The sequence below is a fragment of the Olsenella uli genome (genome assembly GCF_016900775.1).
GTDB lineage: Bacteria > Actinomycetota > Coriobacteriia > Coriobacteriales > Atopobiaceae > Thermophilibacter > Thermophilibacter uli_A.
The window spans coordinates 1-20,837 of the sequence record NZ_JACJKN010000008.1; the positions used below are offsets into that span (position 1 = coordinate 1).

General features: G+C 70.0%; 15 protein-coding genes and 1 tRNA gene. 15 read left to right on the plus strand and 1 reads right to left on the minus strand.

All coding sequences use genetic code 11. The annotated features are described in order from the left end of the window. Positions 1-295 (plus strand): ATP-binding cassette domain-containing protein (locus H6A23_RS06195; protein ID WP_204831334.1); only part of this gene is annotated, 295 nt, incomplete at its 5' end. A 333-nt stretch (positions 296-628) separates the two neighbouring features. On the opposite strand, the gene H6A23_RS06200 is transcribed toward H6A23_RS06195, so the two are convergent. After that, positions 629-1,456, minus strand: coding sequence for a helix-turn-helix domain-containing protein (locus H6A23_RS06200; RefSeq protein ID WP_204831335.1), 828 nt, complete (start codon positions 1,454-1,456; stop codon positions 629-631). Between the two features lie 151 nt (positions 1,457-1,607). Between H6A23_RS06200 and H6A23_RS06205 the strand changes: the two genes are divergently transcribed. The 14 genes from H6A23_RS06205 to pyrR all read left to right on the plus strand — a co-directional run bounded on the left by H6A23_RS06205 (position 1,608) and on the right by pyrR (position 20,823). Continuing rightward, the gene (locus H6A23_RS06205) at positions 1,608-3,119 is read left to right on the plus strand and encodes an IMP dehydrogenase (RefSeq protein ID WP_204831336.1); all 1,512 of its coding nucleotides are present in this window, start codon (positions 1,608-1,610) and stop codon (positions 3,117-3,119) included. 234 nt (positions 3,120-3,353) lie between these two features. Beyond that, on the plus strand, positions 3,354-5,915 hold the full coding sequence (gene leuS / locus H6A23_RS06210) for a leucine--tRNA ligase (RefSeq protein WP_204831337.1): 2,562 nt from the start codon (positions 3,354-3,356) through the stop codon (positions 5,913-5,915). 555 nt (positions 5,916-6,470) lie between these two features. Further along, entirely contained in the window at positions 6,471-6,977 is a 507-nt protein-coding gene (gene rimP / locus H6A23_RS06215) for a ribosome maturation factor RimP (protein ID WP_204831338.1), read from the plus strand. Positions 6,978-6,987: 10 nt separating this feature from the next. After that, on the plus strand, positions 6,988-8,232 hold the full coding sequence (nusA, locus tag H6A23_RS06220) for a transcription termination factor NusA (RefSeq protein ID WP_204831339.1): 1,245 nt from the start codon (positions 6,988-6,990) through the stop codon (positions 8,230-8,232). Positions 8,233-8,289: 57 nt separating this feature from the next. Beyond that, the gene (gene infB / locus H6A23_RS06225) at positions 8,290-10,923 is read left to right on the plus strand and encodes a translation initiation factor IF-2 (protein WP_204831340.1); all 2,634 of its coding nucleotides are present in this window, start codon (positions 8,290-8,292) and stop codon (positions 10,921-10,923) included. Positions 10,924-10,979: 56 nt separating this feature from the next. Continuing rightward, the gene (rbfA, locus tag H6A23_RS06230; RefSeq protein WP_204831341.1) at positions 10,980-11,399 is read left to right on the plus strand and encodes a 30S ribosome-binding factor RbfA; all 420 of its coding nucleotides are present in this window, start codon (positions 10,980-10,982) and stop codon (positions 11,397-11,399) included. Between the two features lie 9 nt (positions 11,400-11,408). After that, a complete protein-coding gene (locus tag H6A23_RS06235; RefSeq protein ID WP_204831342.1) occupies positions 11,409-12,425 on the plus strand; it encodes a DHH family phosphoesterase in 1,017 nt (338 codons plus the stop codon). A 2-nt stretch (positions 12,426-12,427) separates the two neighbouring features. Beyond that, positions 12,428-14,572 carry a tRNA pseudouridine(55) synthase TruB gene (gene truB, locus H6A23_RS06240; protein ID WP_204831343.1) on the plus strand — a complete coding sequence of 715 codons (2,145 nt, stop codon included), beginning with the start codon at positions 12,428-12,430 and terminating at the stop codon, positions 14,570-14,572. Then, a complete protein-coding gene (gene dnaG, locus H6A23_RS06245; protein WP_204831344.1) occupies positions 14,569-16,548 on the plus strand; it encodes a DNA primase in 1,980 nt (659 codons plus the stop codon). Before truB ends, dnaG begins: the two co-directional genes overlap by 4 nt. 44 nt (positions 16,549-16,592) lie before the next feature. Beyond that, positions 16,593-17,948: an RNA polymerase sigma factor RpoD gene (rpoD, locus tag H6A23_RS06250; protein WP_204831345.1), complete on the plus strand. Its 1,356-nt coding sequence runs from the start codon at positions 16,593-16,595 to the stop codon at positions 17,946-17,948. 354 nt (positions 17,949-18,302) lie between these two features. Beyond that, positions 18,303-18,377 (plus strand) — tRNA-Asn (locus H6A23_RS06255). 129 nt (positions 18,378-18,506) lie between these two features. After that, a complete protein-coding gene (locus H6A23_RS06260) occupies positions 18,507-19,331 on the plus strand; it encodes an ABC transporter permease (protein WP_353653025.1) in 825 nt (274 codons plus the stop codon). A gap of 12 nt (positions 19,332-19,343) precedes the next feature. Next, a complete protein-coding gene (locus H6A23_RS06265) occupies positions 19,344-20,099 on the plus strand; it encodes an ABC transporter ATP-binding protein (RefSeq protein WP_075280068.1) in 756 nt (251 codons plus the stop codon). 172 nt (positions 20,100-20,271) lie between these two features. Further along, positions 20,272-20,823, plus strand: coding sequence for a bifunctional pyr operon transcriptional regulator/uracil phosphoribosyltransferase PyrR (pyrR, locus tag H6A23_RS06270; protein WP_204831347.1), 552 nt, complete (start codon positions 20,272-20,274; stop codon positions 20,821-20,823). Positions 20,824-20,837: the final 14 nt, after the last annotated feature.

Consider the following 20,837-nt stretch of genomic DNA (forward strand, 5'->3'; position numbering starts at 1 on the left):
GCTCGACCTGGGCGACCTGCCCGGGCGCGCCATCACGGACCAGCCGCTCAACCTCTCGCTCGGCGAGCGCCAGAAGCTGGGGCTCCTGCGCGCCCTCTCGCGCCCGGAGCCGGTCGTGCTCCTGGACGAGCCGCTCACGAACCTGGACGCCGAGGTGCGGGCGCGCCTGTGCGCGTACCTCGGCGGCCTGCGCGGGCGCCGCACCGTCGTCGCTATCATGCACTCGGGCGAGCTCGACGCCGCGGCGGACCGCATCTACGAGATCCGCGACGGGCGCCTGGCGCGCGTCAAGTAGGCGCGTCACGCCGATCCTTCTCGAATCGGCCCGCACTCCCCGCCGGCACTCATGAGTGCCGGCGGGGAGTGCGGGCATTTTCGTATGCTGGGAGAGGGGAGTGTCGGCATCCATTTGGCGTTTGCCGAGAAGTGCCGGCCCCGGGCTCCCGAAGAGCCGGCACTCATGAGTGCCGGCTTGGGGGCCGCTTGGGGGCCGGGACCCCTCGCGCGCCGGAACCCTCGCGCGTCCCCCGCCCGCCGCTCGGCCAAGCGCCCCAAATTAATCCGCCCTGTGGCTCCGATGTTTTAGAAAAGCCCAGTTGAGCATGAGCCGACGGGCCGCCAGGGCGGATTAATTTCGCGCCGCCTCCCGCCACTCGGCCGGCCCGCACCCAAACTGCGCCCGAAACGCCCGGTAGAAGTTGCTCGTCCCGGCGTAGCCCACCTGCCGCGCCACCTCGCGCACCGGGAGGCTCGTCGCGCGCAGTAGCATCGCCGCGCGCTCCATGCGCTGTTTGGTCACGAGCTCGGTGAACGTCATGCCGCAGCGCTCGTGGATGAGCTCGGAGAGGTAGGTGGTGCTGTAGGAGTAGCGCCGCGCCAGCTCCGCGAGGCTCGCGCTCTCCGGACGCGCGGCGATGTCCTGCAAGATCACGGCGAGCACCTCGTCGGCCCCCTTGGGCCCCTCCTCGGGGACGACGGGGGAGACCAGGGCCGTGATGGCGACGCCGAGCGCCTCGACCACCTGCTCCCAGCCGTCGCGCCGCTCCACGTACGTCACCGCCGCGGCGGCAAAGAGGTCGGCCATGAGCTCGCTGTCGGGGTCGGGCGTGCTGACGCGGTGCACGGGGTGGAGCTTCGTGGCGGAGGTGGTGAGCATGCGAAAGAGCGGCGACCCCTCGTCCGCGATGGGCATGAGGCTCTGCACGAACCGCTTGGTCCTGAAGTAGAGGGCAAGAAACACCTTCCGGCAGGCATCCCCCTCCTCGCGTTCCCCGGTGAGCCTGTCGAGCGGCACGGCCGCCGAGATGATGTCGAAGTCGCCGGGGTTGGGCGGTAGCCCGTCCAGCTCGCCCTCGAGCCACGCGAGCATGAGGACGTTGCGCCCCGCCCGCGGCTCGCGCCTGCCCGTCTCGTCCACGATCTGCCGCACCGCCGCGGCAATGCGCGCACCGTCCATGGCGCTCCCTTCGACGCACCCATTGTAGGGCAGGCCAGGCTGCGGCACTTCTCGGCAAACGGCCTCTGAAAAACCCGTGAGCGGATGCTACAATGGCTCAAATTAAGTTACGGGGAAGTTTTCCGCCGCGGGCGGGGAGAGGAGCCGGCACATGGCAACGTTCTTCGAGGGGGAGTCCCACACCTTTTCCGAGTACCTGCTCGTCCCCGGATACTCCTCGGCGGAGAACATCCCCGCCAACGTGTCGCTCAAGACCCCGCTCGTGAGGTTTCGCCGCGGCGAGGAGCCCGCGCTCAGCCTCAACATCCCCATGGTCTCGGCCATCATGCAGTCCGTCTCCGGCGTCGACATGGGCGTGGCGCTCGCCATCGAGGGCGGCCTGGCCTTCATCTACGGCAACCAGACGCCCGAGCAGGAGGCGGCCATGGTCAAGGCCGTCAAGGACCACAAGGCCGGCTTCGTGGAGTCTGACTCCACGCTCACGCCGGACATGACGATGGCCGAGGTCATGGACCTCAAGGAGCGCACTGGCCACTCCACCATGCCCGTCACCGACGACGGCTCCTCGCGCGGCAAGCTCCTCGGCATCGTGACCAGCCGCGACTACCGCCCCAGCCGCGACGACCACCAGAAGAGGGTCCGCGAGTTCATGACCCCGCGCGAGCGTCTCATCGTGGGCGACAAGGACATCACGCTCAAGAAGGCCAACGACGTCATCTGGGACAACAAGCTCAACGCCCTGCCCGTCGTGGACGAGAACGACCACCTGGTGGGCATCGTCTTCCGCAAGGACTACGACCAGCACAAGTCCAACCCCAACGAGCTCCTGGACGCCAACAAGCGCTACATGGTGGGCGCGGGCATCAACACCCGCGACTACGCCGAGCGCGTGCCGCTGCTCGTGGAGGCCGGCGCCGACGTGCTCTGCATCGACTCCTCCGAGGGCTTCTCCGAGTGGCAGAAGCGCACGCTCGAGTGGGTGCGCGCCAACTATGGCGACTCGGTCAAGGTGGGCGCCGGCAACGTCGTGGACGAGGACGGCTTCCGCTTCCTCGCCGACTGCGGCGCGGACTTCGTGAAGGTGGGCATCGGCGGCGGCTCCATCTGCATTACGCGCGAGACCAAGGGCATCGGCCGCGGCCAGGCCTCGGCGGTCATCGACGTCTGCCGCGCGCGCGACAAGTACTACGAGGAGACCGGCATCTACGTGCCCGTGTGCTCCGACGGCGGCATCGTCTACGACTACCACATGACGCTCGCCCTTGCCATGGGCGCCGACTTCATGATGCTCGGCCGCTACTTCGCCCGCTTCGACGAGTCGCCCACCGAGCGCGTGAACGTCAACGGCCAGTACATGAAGGAGTACTGGGGCGAGGGCTCCGCGCGCGCCCGCAACTGGCAGCGCTACGACCAGGGCGGCGCCTCCAAGCTGGGCTTTGTCGAGGGCGTTGACTCCTACGTGCCCTACGCGGGCTCCCTCAAGGAGGGCGTGGGCCAGACGATCTACAAGATCAAGTCCACGATGTGCAACTGCGGCGCGCTCACGATCAAGGAGCTGCAGCAGAAGGCGCGCCTCACGCTCGTGAGCTCGACCTCGATCGTCGAGGGCGGCGCGCACGACGTCGTGGTCAAGGACTCCCAGCACTCGGTGAGCTACCGCTAGGCGAGAAGAGCCTGCGGCCGACGGCCTCCCGGACGTCTCTTCGAGAAGTGCGCTTCGCGGAACTTCTCTCCGAGACGCCCGGGAGGCCTTTCGTTGCTGGAGCCTCCTCGCGGCGGCCGGACGTTCCGTAGAGAAGTTCCGCGCAGCACGCTTCTCGGAGGAACGTTCGACCGCCCGAGCCGAGGTGCTGCTACAATCAAGCGGTTGACCATCGCACACGAAGGAGCCACGCAGATGAGCGACGCCGAGAAGAACTTCGAGGTCCCGGCCTACGACGCCGAGGAGATCGAGACCCGCTGGCAGGCTGCCTGGGACGCCGAGGAGCTCTACAAGACCGAGGAGAGCCCCGAGAAGCCCAAGAAGTACGTGCTCGAGATGTTCCCGTACCCCTCGGGCGACCTGCACATGGGCCACGCGCGCAACTACACGATCGGCGACGCCATGGCCCGCCAGGCCCGCATGCGCGGCTTTGACGTGCTGCACCCGATGGGCTACGACGCCTTTGGCCTGCCCGCGGAGAACGCCGCCATCAAGCACAACACGCAGGCGAGCGTCTGGACCCACCAGAACATCGCGCAGGCCACCAAGACCATGCGCCGCATGGGCTTCTCCTACGACTACGACCGCATGTTCAACACCTGCGACCCCGAGTACTACAAGTGGGGCCAGTGGATCTTCCTCAAGATGTGGGAGAAGGGCCTGGTCTACCGCGACAACTCGCCGGTGAACTGGTGCCCCGGCTGCCAGACGGTCCTTGCCAACGAGCAGGTCGTGGACGGCAAGTGCTGGCGCTGCGGCTCGGTGCCCGAGAAGCGCGCGCTCAGCCAGTGGTACTTCAAGATCACCGACTACGCCCAGGAGCTCCTGGACGACCTCAAGAAGCTCGAGGGCAAGTGGCCCGAGCGCGTCCGCGCGATGCAGGCCAACTGGATCGGCCGCTCCGAGGGCGCCGAGATCGACTTCGCGCTGGCCGCGGAGGACGGCGTGACCCCCACCGACACCAAGATCACCGTCTTCACCACGCGCCCGGACACGCTCTTCGGCGTCTCCTTCTTCCTGCTGCCGCCCGAGAGCCCGCTTGCCGCCGAGCTCGTGGCTGGCACAGAGCACGAGGAGGCCTTCCTCGAGCTCAAGGCCGCGGCGGAGAAGGTCTCCTCGGTCGACCGCCAGGGCTCTGAGCGCGAGAAGCACGGCGTCTTCACCGGCCGCTACGTGATCAACCCGGTGAACGGCCGCCCGGCCCCCATCTGGGTCGCCGACTACGTCCTCATGGACTATGGCACCGGCGCCGTCATGGGCGTGCCCTGCGGCGACCAGCGCGACTTCGACTTCGCCAAGAAGTACGGCCTCGAGATCGCCCCGATCATCTGCGAGAAGGACGACCCGCTCTACGAGCGGCTCAAGGACGAGCGCGAGCTCGTGGTGACCTCCGTGGACTGGGACCACGCGATGGAGGCCGAGGGCTACCTCGTGCAGTCCGGCCCGTTCACCGGCATGAAGGGCGGCAAGCACTCCGAGGCCGTGGACGCCATCATCGACTGGCTCGGGCAGCAGGGGCTCGGCCGCAAGACGGTGCAGTTCCGCCTGCGCGACTGGCTCATCAGCCGCCAGCGCTACTGGGGCAACCCCATCCCGATGATCCACTGCGACTGCTGCGGCGACGTGCCGGTGCCCTATGAGGACCTGCCCGTCACGCTGCCGGACACGCTCGACCTCGGCGCCGGCGAGACGCTCGCGGAGTACGCGCCCTTCTACGAGACCACCTGCCCCAAGTGCGGCAGGCCCGCCAAGCGCATCACCGACACCATGGACACCTTCACGTGCTCGAGCTGGTACTACCTGCGCTACTGCGACCCGCACAACGAGGAGCTGCCCTTCTCGCGCGAGGCCGTGGACCGCTGGATGCCGGTGGACAACTACATCGGCGGCATCGAGCACGCCATCCTGCACCTGCTCTACAGCCGCTTCTTCACCAAGGTCCTGCGCGACCTCGGCATGATCGGCATCGACGAGCCCTTCGAGAACCTGCTCTGCCAGGGCATGGTCAAGGACGCCAACGGCGACACCATGTCCAAGTCCAAGGGCAACGTCGTGCCGCCGTCCTCGGTGATCGAGCCCTACGGCGCGGACACCATGCGCCTGGCCATCCTCTTCATCGCCCCGCCCGAGAAGGACTTCAACTGGGACGAGGAGGCCGTCGCCGGCGCCAACCGCTTCATCAAGCGCGCCTGGCGCGTGGTCTGGCTGCTCAGCCAGGGCGCGGCCGCGGGGGCCGTGGACGCGGGCACGCTCGACGCTGCGGGCAAGGAGCTGTGGCGCACGCTCAACGGCATGGGCCTCAAGTGCACCGCCGACTTCGACCGCGGCCAGTTCAACACCGCCATCTCCGCCGTCATGGAGATTACCAACGCGGCGTCCAAGTACGTGAACGACGTGGCGCCCGAGCAGCGCGACCCCGCGCTCTGCTTCGCCGTGGCGCACGCGATTGTGACCATGCTCGCGCCGATCTGCCCGCACTGGGCCGAGGAGCTCTGGCACAAGGCGCTGGCGCAGGAGGGCTCCGTCTACAACGCCGCCTGGCCCGAGTTCGACGCCGCGGCCGCCAAGGCCGACGAGGTGGAGATTGCCGTCCAGATCAAGGGCAAGGTCCGCGGCCGCGTGACGGTTCCCGCCGACGCCTCCGACGGCGAGCTCGAGGAGGCCGCCAAGGCCGCCGTGGCCGAGCAGCTCGCCGGCAAGGAGATCAAGAAGGTCATCGTCATCAAGGGCCGCCTGGTCAACATCGTGGCGGTGTAGGCTCTCACGTGTGGGGGCGGACCCCCGCCTCTTCCTCCGAGAAGTGCGCTGCGCGGAACTTCTCTCCGGAAGAGGCGGGGATCCGCGCGTCTCGGCCCGCACGTGCTGCCGCCGGAGTGGGGCGGTTAGGTTTCTGGGGTCGTTGCGCACGGGACGGCCGTCGGGTTTAGAAAGGCGGGCCCGTTGCGGGAGGCGAGAAGGGCGCGTGGCCGTTCTTCTCGCCTTTGAGCGCAACGGGCCCGGTTTCCCAAGCGGGAGGGGCGCTGCCGCGTGCAGCGGCCGCGAATCTCTAGCTCCGTGCGCGCGACGTGGTGCGACGGCCGCGTTTTTCTAAGCGGCGACAGCATGGCGCGCGCAACGCGCGCCACTTTCTAACCCGGCCGCGCGCTCCGTCGCGCCGTCCGCCCGCCGATGCGCGATGTGGGGTTCTCGTGGAGGCGTTTTGACGCGGGGCGAGAAAAACCGTAGACTAGCAGCGTATTCGAAGCTGTAACCGTAGGAAGTGGGGTGGATTTTCTCGCCCCGCTTCCTTTCTGTATGAAGACGGGAGGGGCGATGCCCAAGCAAGGTCTCGAGCAGGCGATCATCGACGCGCTGGAGCCCCGCGCCGGGGAGCGCGGCATCGACGTCGTGGACGTCGAGGTCGTCGGCGCGAGCAAGGCGCCCTGCGTGCGCGTGCGGATCGACCACGCGGACGAGTCCGCGCCCACCATCACGCTCGACGAGGTGACGGAGGAGACGGAGTGGATCTCGGCCGCGCTGGACGAGCTCGACCCCATCCCCTCGAGCTTCACCCTCGAGGTGTCGAGCCCGGGCATGGCGCGCCCCCTGCGCCGCCCGCGCGACTTCGCGCGCTTCGCCGGCCAGACGGTGGCCGTGAGCCTCGTGCCCGGGGAGGGGAGGCGCCGCTACACAGGCACCCTCCTGGGCATCGAGGGCCAGACGGTGGCCCTCGAGGTCGACGGCGAGCGCGTGGAGCTCTCGCTCGACGACATCAGGAAGTGCACGATCAAGCCCGACTTCGGCGAGGCCGACGCCTGCGCCCCGGGCAGGAGGAAGTAAGGAGAAACCCATGGCCTCTCAGATGATGGAAGCCCTCGAGCTGCTCTGCCAGGAGCGCCACATCGACCAGCTCTACTTGCTCGACCGGCTCGAGCAGTCGCTCGCGAAGAGCTACGCCGACGTCTTGCACCTGCCCTTCGGCGCCCGCGTCACGATCGACCGCCAGACCGGCAAGGTCTACGTTTACGAGCTCGTCCCCAAGGGCGAGGAGGACCCGGAGACCGGCGAGTACTCCGAGTTCGACGAGGTCGATGTGACCCCCGCCGACACGAGCCGCATCGCCGCCCAGCACGCCAAGGCCGAGATCAAGGCCATCGTGCGCAACGCCGCCCGCGTCCAGATCTACGAGGAGTTCTCGCAGCGCGTGGGCGACATCATCACCGGCACGGTCCTGCAGACCACCTCGGACTTCACGATCATCAAGATCCGCGAGGGCGTCGAGGCGGAGCTGCCGCACTTCGACCAGCGCCGCTTCCCCGAGGAGCGCAACGAGCGCCCCGCCGGCGAGCGCTACGCCCACAACCAGCGCATCCGCGCGATCATCATCGACGTGCGCGACCCCAACTCCACGCAGCCCGTGGTGCGCGGCGAGCGCCAGCGCCCGCCCATCGTGGTCTCCCGCACCCACCCGGACCTGCTGCGCCGCCTCTTCGAGCTCGAGGTGCCCGAGGTCTATGACGGCGTCGTCGAGGTCAGGAGCATCGCCCGCGAGCCCGGCGTGCGCTCCAAGGTGGCCGTCTCCTCCAACGACCCGCGCCTCGACCCGGTGGGCGCCTGCGTCGGCCCCAAGGGCAGCCGCGTGCGCACCGTGGTCTCCGAGCTGCGCGGCGAGCGTGTCGACGTGGTCCTCTGGAGCGACGACCCGGCCCGCCGCGTGGCCTCGGCGCTTTCGCCGGCGCGCGTCTCCCGCGTGATCATCGACGAGGAGACCGATTACGCCACCGTCATCGTCCCCGACGACCAGCTCTCGCTCGCCATCGGCAAGGAGGGCCAGAACGCCCGGCTCGCCGCGCGCCTCACGGGCATGCACATCGACATCAAGAACGAGTCGCTCGCGGCCGGCGTCCTGCGCGACCTGCCGCGCGCCGCCGCGGAGGACGACCTGCTCGACGACGGCGAGGCGCACCGCTGCGAGTTCGTCGGCGCCAACGGCGTCCAGTGCCGCAACATGGCGCGCCCCGGCTCGCGCTTCTGCGGCATCCACGAGGCGATCGCCGGCGCCGAGGTCAGCTCCGACCCCGACTCGCTCATCTAGGGTACCCGCAGGAACTAGCAGACGGGCGCGTGCCCGAAGGTTTGGAAGGTAGGTCACATGGCAAAGACGCGCGTACATGACCTCGCGAAGGAATACGGGATGTCGAGCAAGGAGATGCTCGGGCACCTCGCCGACATGAAGATACCGGCCAAGTCGGCCTCCTCGACGCTCGAGGACGCCTACGTCTCCATCGTGCGCAAGAAGCTCAAGCCCATCCTCGAGGCCCGCGCCGCCGAGATCGAGGCCGCCAAGCGCGCCGAGGCCGAGGCCAAGGCCGAGGAGGCCCGCATCGCCGCCGAGCAGGCCGAGGCCGAGCGCATCGCCGCCGAGGAGCGCCGCGAGCGCGAGCGCGCCGAGGAGGAGCGCCGCCGCGCCGCCGCCGAGGCCGAGCGCAAGGCCAAGGAGGAGGCCCGCGCCGAGGCCGAGCGCAAGGCCCGCGAGGAGGCCGAGAAGAACCGCGTGCGCGACAACGCGCCGAAGTCCGTCCCGTCCTTCTCGTCCCTGCTCGACCAGATCGCGCAGCAGGAGGAGGTCCTCAAGCGCCAGGCCGAGGAGGCCGCGCAGAAGAAGGCCGCCGAGAAGGGCGGGCACGGCCGCCGCGCCGAGGGCGCCCGCCCGGCCGGGCGCCGCGGCTCCGGCCCCGCGCCCGCGGCGCAGCCCGGCCCGAGCGCGCCGGCGTCCGACGACGCCGGCCGCGGCCGCCGCGGCAAGAAGGGCCGTCGCGGCGAGGGCGGCGAGGACCGCTACAGCCGCATGGCGCGCGAGGCCGAGGCCTATAACAGGAGCCGCGTCCTCGAGGAGGCCCGCGTGGCCGTCGAGGAGGCGTCCCGCGAGTCCACCGGGCGCCGCAAGCGCCGCAAGGAGCGCCGCCAGAAGCAGGCCGAGCAGGCCGCCGAGCAGCACCGCATCGAGGAGGCCATCGCCAACGACCAGGACCTCTCGCAGCTCGACACCGTGAGGGTCCCGCAGGGCTCCACCGTGGGCGAGCTCGCCGAGCTCCTCGGCGTGCCGGCCAACGACATCATCAAGCGCCTCTTCCTGCTGGGCACCCCGCTCACGCTGACCGAGTCCATGTCCGACGAGCTCATCGAGCTCGTGGCCGACGACCTCGGGCGCGACGTCAAGGTCATGACCAAGGAGGAGGAAAACTCCTTCACGTTCTACGACGACCCGGCCGACCTCAAGCCGCGCCCGCCGGTGGTCACCGTCATGGGCCACGTCGACCACGGCAAGACCTCGCTTCTGGACGCCATCCGCCACACGGGCGTGGCCGAGGGCGAGGCCGGCGGCATCACGCAGGCCATCGGCGCCTCCCAGGTCAAGATCAACGGCCGCACGATCACCTTCATCGACACCCCGGGCCACGAGACCTTCACGGCCATGCGCGCCCGCGGCGCCAAGGTGACCGACATCGTCATCCTGATCGTGGCGGCCGACGACGGCGTCATGCCGCAGACCGTGGAGTCCATCAACCACGCCAAGGCCGCGGGCGTCCCCATCATCGTGGCCGTCAACAAGATCGACAAGCCGGGCGCCAACCCCGACAAGGTGCGCCAGGAGCTCACCGAGTACGGCGTCATCCCCGAGGAGTGGGGCGGGCAGAACATGTTCGTCAACATCTCCGCCAAGCAGAAGATCGGCATCGACGAGCTGCTCGAGACCGTCCTTCTCCAGGCGGACGTCCTCGAGCTCAAGGCCAACCCGGACACCTTCGCCTCCGGCAACGTCCTCGAGGCCAAGCTCGACCGCGGCCGCGGCTCCGTGGCCACGGTCCTCGTGACGCGCGGCACGCTGCACATCGGCGACGCGCTCGTGGCCGGCATGTCCTACGGCCGCGTCCGCGCGATGCTCGACCCCAAGGGCAACTCCGTCGAGACCGCCGGCCCCTCGGACGCCGTGGAGATCCTCGGCCTGCAGAGCGTGCCGATGGCCGGCGACGAGTTCCGCGTCTTCCAGGACGACCGCGACGCCCGCGACCTCGCCGACCAGCGCGCCCTCAAGGCCCGCATCGAGGAGCAGAACCGCGTCAAGCACGTGACGCTCGAGAACCTCTTCGACACCATGGCCGACGCCGAGGTCAAGGAGCTCAACCTCATCATCAAGGCCGACGTCCAGGGCTCGATCGAGGCGCTCCAGGACTCCCTCGACAAGATGGACCAGTCCGAGGTCCGCATCAACACGATCCACTCGGCCGTGGGCGCCATCACCGAGACCGACGTCGTCCTCGCGGACGCCTCCAACGCCATCATCATCGGCTTCGGCGTGCGCCCGGAGGCCAAGGCCCGCGCGGCCGCCGAGCGCGACGGCGTGGAGATCCGCACCTACAGCGTCATCTACAAGGCGATCGAGGACATCGACGCCGCCCGCATCGGCATGCTCAAGCCCACCGAGATCGAGGTCCAGACGGGCTCGGCCGAGGTCCGCGACACCTTCAAGGTGCCCAAGGTCGGCATCGCCGCGGGCTGCATGGTCCAGGACGGCGAGATCTCCCGCGACGACAAGGTCCGCCTCGTGCGCGACGGCATCGTCGTCTACGACGGCAAGATCGCGTCGCTCAGGCGCTACAAGGACGACGTCAAGAGCGTCAAGGCGGGCTTCGAGTGCGGCATCGGCCTGGAGAACTTCCAGGACGTCAAGCCCGGCGACATCATCGAGGGCTACCGCATCGACCAGGTGGCGCGCACCGAGTAGTTCACCGCGGACGGGGCGGGGCCGTGCGGCCCCGCCCCCGCTTGGGAGCATGACCAATGAAGCAGAACCAGTATTCGAGAAGGACCAACGCGCTCGCGCGGGAGAAGCTCAGCTACATCCTGCTCTTCGAGGTCTCCGACCCCGCGCTGGCGCTCGTGACCGTCACGGGCGTGGAGGTCTCCGTCGACAAGTCGCTCCTGCGGGCGTTCGTGAGCTGCGACGCCGAGCGCTATGACGAGGTCACGGCCGCGCTCGCGCGCGCCAAGGGCCGCATCCGCTCGCTTCTGGGCCGCTCGCTCGGCTGGCGCGTGACCCCGGAGCTCGACTTTCGCATCGACACCACGACCGACGAGGCCGAGCGCATCGCGCGCGCCCTCGAGGACGTGCCCCCCACGCTCGGCGTGGAGAAGGACGAGTTCGGCTACCCGGTGGCCGACGTGCCCGCGGCGGCGGGCGAGAAGGACGACGAGGAGTAGGGGGTCCGCATGCTGGGGGGAGCCATTCCCGCCGAACAGGCCGCGCAGTTCGACGCGATCGCCCGCCTGATCGAGGCGGCGCGGCGCATCGTCGTCTGCGCGCACACCTCGCCCGACGGCGACGCGCTCGGCTCGGGGCTCGCCCTGGCCGAGGTCATCGAACGCACCTGGCCGGGCCGCGAGGTCACGAGCCTGCTCGCCGACGACGACGTGGTGCCGCGCACCTACGCCTTCCTGCCGGGCGCGGACTCCTTCGTGCGCGCCTGCGCCTACGAGGGCTCGCCCGACCTCTTCGTCTGTGTGGACCTCTCGCAGCCGGGCCGGCTCGCCGATGCGCGCGCCGTGCTCGAGCGCTCCGCGCACGCGGTGGTGCTCGACCACCATCCGGGCGGCGAGCCGGGCTGGGACGCCGGCGTGGTGCGCCCGGACGCCGCGGCGGCCGGCATCATCGTCGCCGAGTTCGCGCGCCACGTGGGCTGCGAGCTCACGCCCACGATCGCGCAGAACCTGCTCTGCGCCCTCATGACGGACACGGGCTGCTTCCAGTACCAGAACGCCAACGGCGAGGCGTTCTGCGTCGCGAGCTCGCTCGTCGAGGCCGGCGCCTCGCCCTCCGAGGTGTCGCTCCACGTCTACCAGAGCGACCGGCTCGCCTACATCCACCTCTCCGCCACCGTCATGAGCCGCATCACCACCTTCGAGCAGGGAAAGATCGCCTACAGCTATGCCACCGCGGCCGACTTCGCCGCCACGGGCGTGCCCGTGGCGGAGTGCGACGGCCTCGTCGACCTGGTGCGCCGGGTCGACGGCTGCGAGGTGGCGCTCTTCCTGAAGGAGGTCCCCGGCGGCAAGGTCCGCGGGAACCTGCGCGCCAAGTCCTCGCGCGACATCTCCTCGATCGCGCGCGAGATGGGCGGCGGCGGGCACGCCGCGGCGGCGGGCTTCACCGTGGACGGCGACATCGACGAGGCGCTCGCCGTCGTCCTGCCCAAGCTCCGCGCCCTGTACGCCCCGGCGGAGGGCTGACGTTGGCCCGCCGTCCGAGCGCGTTCTCGGCGCTCATCGCCATCGACAAGCCCGCCGGCATGACGAGCCACGACGTCGTCTCCCGCGTCCGCCGCGCGGTGGGGGAGCGCCGCGTGGGCCACGCCGGCACGCTCGACCCGGCCGCCACCGGCGTGCTCGTGGTGGGCATCGGCCAGGCCACTAAGCTCCTGGGCCTGCTCACGCTCGACCGCAAGGGCTACGACGCGACCTTCCAGCTCGGGTCCGAGACCACCACGGACGACGCCGAGGGCGACATCACGCGCACGGCCGAGGTGCCAGGCGAGCTGCTCGACCCCATGGTCGCCAAGCTCGAGGTCTCGAGCCTCGCGGGCGAGCAGGACCAGGTGCCCCCGGCCTTCTCCGCCGTCTCGGTGGGCGGCCGGCGCGCCTACGACGCCGCCCGCTCGGGCGAGGCGCTCGGGCTCGCCGCCCGGCGCGTCCGCGTCTATGACGCGCGCCTCCTCGGCGTTGACGCCGCGGCCAGGAGCTGGGAGCTCTCGCTCGACGTCTCCAAGGGCACCTACGTGCGCAGCCTCGCGCGCGACCTCGGGCGCCGCCTGGGCTGCTGCGCGCACGTCTCGGCCCTCAGGCGCACCTTCTCCGGCCCCGTGGCGCTCGCCGACTGCCTGACGCTCGAGGAGCTCGAGGCCCGCGGCGCCGAGCTCGTCCACGAGCGCTGCCTCGACCCGGTCGGCGTCCTGGGCCTTCCCGAGCGCGCCCTCTCGCTCGATGAGGTCGTCGACGTCATGAACGGGCGCAGGATCTCGCTTGGCGAGGTGCGTGACGACTGCGTGGTGCGCGCCCCCGCCCCCGGCGAGCGCGTGGCGCTCACCCTGGGCGGCGGCCTGGCCGGCATCTGGCGCCGCGACGGGCGCCACCTCGTCTGCGAGACCAACTTCCCGCAGGCCGTCGAGGGCGTGCGCGCGCCCGTCGACGCCCGCTCGCTCTCTCCCGAGTCGCCGCTCGACGAGCGCGGCGTCCGCGCGCTCGTGCGCGCCTGCGTCCCCGCGGGCCGCGCGTATCGCGGCGGCTTTGGCATGCGCCTGCTCGACGGGGCCGTCGAGTGCGCGCTCGACGTGCCCTACCGCGCGCCGTTCTCCGCCGTGGCCGTGGGGGAGGGCCCCGAGCCCGCCTGTGACCCGCTCCTCTCGGAGAGGCGCGCGCTCGGCGAGGACCGGCGCTTCGTCTGCGCCATCGGCGCCTTCGACGGGCTGCACCGCGGGCACCGGGCGCTTCTCGCCCGCGCCCGCGCCGAGGCCGGGCGCCGGGGCTGCCGCCTGGCCGTCGTGACCTTCTCGCCCGACCCCGCGCGCGTCCTCTCGCCGGACGCCGCGCCCGACGAGCTGCTCTCCGCCGACGATCGCGAGTACGCCCTCGTCGACTCCGGGGCGGACGCCCTTCTCGTCTTCTCGTTCACCCCCGAGCTCGCGGCCGTGCCGTACGAGCGCTTCGTGCGCGAGGGACTGGGCTCTCTTCTCGACGTCCGCGCCATCGTGGTGGGCGAGGACTTTCGCCTGGGCGCCCGGGGGGCGGGCACCGTCCCCGCCCTGCGCGAGCTCGGCCGGGCGGACGGCTTCGACGTCATCGGCGTGCCGCTTGCGAGCGAGGGCGGGGCCCCCATCACCGCCACGCGCATCCGCGGCCTCATAGGGCGGGGGAGCGTCGAGGAGGCGTCTGCGCTCATGGGCCGCTGCCACTTTGTCGCGGGCACGGTCGAGCACGGGCGCGGCGAGGGCACGGGCTTTGGCTTCCCCACGGCGAACGTGCGCGTGGACGCGGGCGCGTGCCTCCCCGCCGAGGGCGTCTACGCGGGGTTCGTCGTCGTGGGCAGCGCCCTCGGCACCGACCACGTGGGCGAGGTCGCCTACCCGGCGGCCATCAACGTGGGCAAGCCGAGGTCCTTCTCGCCGGGCGAGGAGGGCGAGCCCTTCCTCGAGGCGACGCTGCTCGGCTTCGGGGGCGACCTCTACGGCGCGGTCGTGCGCGTGGTCTTTGTCCGGTGGCTCCGCGAGCCGCGGACGTTCCCCTCGCTCGACGAGCTCGAGCGCGTGGTGCTCGGCAACGTGTCCTGGGTGCGTGCTACCCTCGGGGTGCGGGGGGTCGAGCTTTCCGGGAGGCGCGCGTGATAACCGACGAGGACAAGGAGCGGGTCCGCCAGGCCACGGACTTCGTGCAGCTCGTGGCCGAGACCGTGGAGCTCAGGCAGCGCGGCCAGGAGTTCTGGGGGTGCTGCCCCTTCCACGGCGAGAAGAGCCCGTCTTTCAAGGTGAACCCGGCGACGGGCCTGTGGCACTGCTTTGGCTGCGGGGACGGCGGCGACGTCTTCTCCTACGTGCAGCGCCGCGAGAACCTCGACTTCCCCGACGCCATCCGCTACCTCGCGGACCGCGCCGGGATCGAGCTCGCCGAGGAGCGCGGCGGCCGGCGCGGGCCCCGGAAGACGCGCCTCATGGAGGCGCTCGGCGCCGCCGAGGAGTACTACCACACCATGCTCATGCGCGGCAAGGGCCCGGGCCCGGACGAGGCGCGGCGCTACTTCGCCGGCCGCGGCTTCGGCTCGGCCGTCTGCCGGCGCTGGGGGCTCGGCTTCGCCCCGGGGCGCGGGCAGCTCGTGGCGCGGCTGCGCGCCCAGGGCTTCACCCCCGCCGAGCTCATCGCGGCCGACCTCGCGCAGGAGCGCTCGGGGCGCGTCGTGGACCGCTTCTACGACCGCGTGATGTTTCCCATCCACGACGAGCAGGGCCGCACCATCGCCTTCGGCGGCCGCGTCATCGGGCCCAAGCGCGACAACGTGGCCAAGTACGTCAACACGCGCGACACGGCCGCCTTCAACAAGGGCAAGCACCTCTTCGCCTACGACCGGGCCAAGGAGGGGATGGCCGCCACCGGCGAGGCCATCGTCTGCGAGGGCTACACCGACGTCATCGCCATGCACGAGGCCGGGTTCACCAACGCCGTGGCCGCGCTCGGCACGGCCTTCCGGCTGGACCACGTGCGGCTCATGGAGCGCCAGCGCGTGAGCCGCATCGTCTGCCTCTTCGACGGGGACGCCGCGGGGCAGCGGGCGGCCGAGCGCGCGGTGCGCTACATCGACAAGACCTCGGCGGCGCTCATGTGCGTGGTGCTGCCGGACAACCTCGACCCGATGGAGTTCCTCTCCGAGCGCGGCGCCGAAGCGCTGCGCCCCATCCTCGCCGCGGCGCGCCCGCTCATGGACTTCGTCTTCGAGAAGCGCCTGGCGGGCCTCGACCTCTCGGCCCCGGGCCTGCGCGTCCGCGCGCTCGCGGACATGGCCCAGCTCCTGGCGCCGCTCAAGCACTCGGTCCTGCTCGACGAGTACGCCACGCGGCTCGCGGACACCCTCGGGATGGACGTCGACGAGACCAAGCGCGCCATTCGCGAGGCCAAGGTCGCGGAGGTCGAGGAGGACCGCGCCCCCGCGCGCCCGGCGTCCCGGCGGCCCGCCCGCACGGCGCCGGCCCCCGCGGCACAGGCGATGCCCCCCGCGCCCGCCTACGACGACGAGGGGGCCTACGTGCCCGACGACTACGTGCCCGCGGACGCCTATGACGCCGCGCCGGCCGCGCCCCCGGCCACCCGCCCCCCTCGCCCCGCGCGCGCCGCCGGGTACCGCGCGCTCTCCGCCGACGACCGCATGCAGGTCGCGGCCGAGCGCGAGCTGCTCGGCGCCATGGCGCAGCGCCCGGACGCCCTGAGGCCCTACGCCGAGCGCATCGCCGGGCTCTCCTGGTCGGACGCCCGCCACGAGGCGATGGCGTGGGCGATGCTCTCCACGCCGGAGGGCACGAGCCCCGCCGAGGCCGTGGCGGCGGCGAGCTCGGTGGTGAGCGAGGCGCCCTCGATCCTCTCGGGCGGGCGCGTGATGGACGACGACGAGCTCTCGGACGCCGAGAAGCTCGACTTCATCGTGGACACCGCCGAGCTCTGCTCGTGCCGGAGGCGGATCCGCCAGATCCGCGCGGCGCTCGGCTCCTCCTCGCGCCCGGACGAGGAGTCCCAGGCGCTCTTCCGCGAGGCGACCGAGCTTCAGCGCCGGGTGAACGAGTTGGTCGGGGCACTTTCCTCGGTATCGTCCGAGTAGGTTTCGGGTATAATCTCGAAGTTCATGCGTCGAAGGGGAGATACGTGGCAGGAAGCAAGAAGAAGTCAGGCAGCAAGCTCTCCGAGGAGCTGACCCGCGTCCTCGACGAGCTCGCCGGCGGCGCCAAGGCGCCCGCAAGCGTCTCCGAGGACGACATCCAGCTCGCCATCAGGGACATCGACGTCGACTCGGAGGAGCTCTCCGACCTGTACGACGCGCTGCGCGCGAAGGGGGTCGACATCACGAGCACCGAGTCCTCGGGCCAGGAGTTCTCCTCGGGCGACGACGCCGAGGACGACTTCGACGACGATGACGTCTCGGGCGACGAGTTCGAGGACGAGGAGGGTGAGTCGGAGAGCGCGGCCGAGGCCAAGGCCGTCAAGGAGGCCCTGCGCTCCGTGCCCAAGGCAAAGGCCGCCAAGCCCAAGCGCTCCAGCCGCGCCCGCGCCCGCAGGCAGGACACCTCCACGGTCATGCTCACCGGCGACCCGGTGCGCATGTACCTCAAGGAGATCGGCAAGGTCGACCTGCTCACGGCCTCCGAGGAGGTTCACCTCGCCATGAAGATCGAGGCGGGGACCGACGCCACCGAGAAGCTCGAGGCCGCCGAGGCCGGCGAGGTGCAGCTCACGCGCGCCGAGCAGCGCCGCCTCATGCGCATCGAGCAGGTGGGCCTCGACGCCAAGCAGCAGCTCATCAGCGCCAACCTGCGCCTCGTGGTCTCCATCGCCAAGCGCTACGTGGGCCGCGGCATGCTCTTCCTCGACCTCATCCAGGAGGGCAACCTCGGCCTCATCCGCGCCGTCGAGAAGTTCGACTACACCAAGGGCTTCAAGTTCTCCACCTACGCCACGTGGTGGATTCGCCAGGCCATCACCCGCGCCATCGCCGACCAGGCCCGCACCATCCGCATCCCGGTCCACATGGTCGAGACCATCAACAAGCTCATCCGCGTGCAGCGCCAGCTGCTCCAGGACCTCGGGCGCGACCCCACCCCCGAGGAGATCGGCGCCGAGATGGGCATGAGCCCGGACCGCGTGCGCGAGATCCAGAAGATCAGCCAGGAGCCCGTCTCCCTGGAGACGCCCATCGGCGAGGAGGAGGACTCCCAGCTCGGCGACTTCATCGAGGACTCCACCGCCGTGGCCCCGCCCGAGGCCGCCTCTGACTCGATGCTCCGCGAGCAGCTCGACCAGGTGCTCGACGGCCTTGCCGACCGCGAGCGCAAGGTCATCAAGTTCCGCTTTGGCCTCGAGGATGGCCACCCGCGCACGCTCGAGGAGGTCGGCCGCGAGTTCGGCGTCACCCGTGAGCGCATCCGCCAGATCGAGTCCAAGACGCTCGCCAAGCTGCGCCACCCGAGCCGCTCGGGGCGCCTCAAGGACTACATGGAGGACTAGGTCGTCCTTCTCAACCTGTCTCGCGGCCCCGCGCCTCTCCCGGCGCGGGGCCGCTTTCCGTGAGGCCCTCTCGCCGCGCATGCCCGAGGGCGCCCGGCGAGAAGAACGGCGCGCCTGAGGCTCCCGCGAGCATGCCCCCGCGCACGGAACCACCGAGCATGCCCCCGCGCACGGAATCGAGCTCTCAGGGCGGCAAACCGTGCGCGGGGGCATGCTCGGCAACGCCCGGGATGGCGGCCCCGCCTCGCGCCGAATCGGCCCGCGGCCCGCCCCGGAAAAGAAATCTGAGATTTCCACTTGCATGCCATCCAAGAATCTGTATACTCTTCTCTTGTGCGAACGCGCACATCACATTCCCCGGTGGCGCAGTGGTAGCGCAGCTGACTGTTAATCAGCGTGTCGTAGGTTCGAATCCTACCCGGGGAGCCAGGACATGCAGGGGCCGGCAGAGATGCCGGCCCTTTTGCTATGCCTCCGCCCCCTCTGCCGTTTCTATGACCCCCGGCGCCCTGTGTTAGGATTTCAACGCAACAGCCCATCCGCATGCCGGGAGGAACCGTGAGCCACACCATCGAGGCGGCCGACAAGGCCGCGCACGTCACCGGCGCGCTCGCCAAGGACCGCTTCATCCTGCAGCAGCTCGTGACCAAGGACTTCAAGCTGCGCTATCGCCGCTCGGTCCTCGGCGTCATCTGGAGCGTGCTCAACCCGCTGCTCATGATGATGATCATGAGCTTCGTCTTCTCGTACTTCCTGCGCGGCTCCAACGTGGAGAACTACCCGCTCTACCTCATCGTGGGCAACATCACCTTCTCGCTCATGAGCGAGGCCACCAACGGCGGGCTCACCTCCATCATCAGCGCCGCGCCGCTGCTCAAGAAGGTCAAGGTCGACCGCTGGGTCTTCCCGGTCCAGAAGGTCTTCTCGGCGATGATGAACTTCGGGTTCTCCCTCATCGCCGTCGTCGTGGTCATGCTGTTCTTCCAGGTCGTGCCCACCTGGCACGTCGTGTGGATGATCCCGGCGCTCTTCCTGCTCATGCTCTTCTGCATCGGCATCAGCCTGCTCATCGGCGCCGCCGCCGTCTTCTTCCGCGACATGATCCACCTCTGGAGCGTGGCCCTCACGGCCTGGACCTACCTCACGCCGATCTTCTGGGACCTCTCGCTGCTCACCAACGCCGGCGCGCCGCAGTTCGTGGTGTGGGTCGTCAAGGCCAACCCCATGTACAACTACCTCGAGATGATGCGCTGCGCCATCGTGTACCAGTCGAGCCCCACCACGACGGTGCTCCTGCTCGCGGTATTCTGGGCGCTGCTCATGCTCGTCATCGGCTACTTCGTCTTCCGCAAGACCGAGCACAAGTTCATCCTCTTCATCTAGGGCGGTATCCCCATGGCTGACACCACCGGCTCCGAGTACGCGATCGAGGTCAACGACGTCTCGATGATCTTCAACATCGCGAGCGAGCAGCTCAACAACCTCAAGGAGTACTTCATCAAGATCATGAGGCACGAGCTCTTCTTCAAGGAGTTCCGCGCGCTCGACCACGTGAGCTTCAAGGTGCGCCGCGGCGAGGTCGTGGGCCTCGTGGGCACCAACGGCTCCGGCAAGTCCACGATGCTCAAGTGCATCGCCGGCGTGCTCGAGCCCTCCGAGGGCTCGATCGTCGTGCGCGGCAACATCGCCCCGCTCATCGAGCTCGGAGCGGGCTTCGACCCCGAGCTCACCGCCCGCGAGAACATCTACCTCAACGGGTCGCTGCTCGGCTACTCCCGCGAGTTCGTCGACGAGCACCTCCAGGAGATCATCGACTTCGCCGAGCTCCAGGACTTCATGGACATGCCGCTCAAGAACTACTCCTCCGGCATGGTGGCGCGCATCGCCTTCGCCATCGCCACGGTGACCGAGCCGGACCTCCTCATCGTCGACGAGACGCTCTCCGTCGGCGACGTCTTCTTCCAGGAGAAGTGCGAGCGCCGCATCCAGAGCTTCATCGACTCGGGCAACGTCACGGTGCTCTTCGTGTCCCACTCCATGAAGCAGGTGGAGCGCATCTGCGAGCGCGCGATCTGGATCGAGAAGGGCGTCCAGCGGATGGACGGTCCCGTCGAGGAGGTCGTCGAGGCGTACGAGCGGCAGTTCGGGTAGGAGGTCCGCGCGGCAGCGCCCCGGCGCGGCCGAATGGTGTACACTGTGGGGGATTCTTTAAGCCGGTGCGAGACGCCAGCAAGGTCAGGTCCTCCCGGGGACGCTCTCATAGCCTTATCTCGACGCTCGTGCCGGCATACGGCAGGGCGTCTTTTTGTGAGAAGGGAGTCCCATGGAACAGCCACAGCTCAAGGCCCAGATTATGGACGAGCAGGCCATGAGCCGCGCGCTCACCCGCATCGCCCACGAGATCATCGAGAAGAACGAGGGGGCCGAGGGCATCGCGCTCGTGGGCATCGTGCGCCGCGGCGCCGCGCTCGCGCCGCTGCTCGCCGACGAGATCGAGAAGATCGAGGGGACGCGCCCGCCCGTGGGCACGCTCGACGTGAGCTTCTACCGCGACGACGTCCGCCGCAAGATTGCGCCCGTGGAGTTTGGCACCGACATCCCCTTCGGCGTCGACGACCGTGACATCATCCTCGTGGACGACGTCCTCTACACCGGCCGCACCATCCGCGCCGCCCTCGACGCGCTCATCGACCTCGGCCGCCCGAGGACCGTGCAGCTCGCCGTCATGATCGACCGCGGGCACCGCGAGCTCCCCATCCGCGCCGACTACGTGGGCAAGAACGTCCCGTCCTCGCACGAGGAGGACGTCCGCGTAACCATCGCCCCGTACGACGAGACCAACTCGGTCTCCATCTGGACCAAGCCCACCGAGTAGCACAGGAGGTGCCC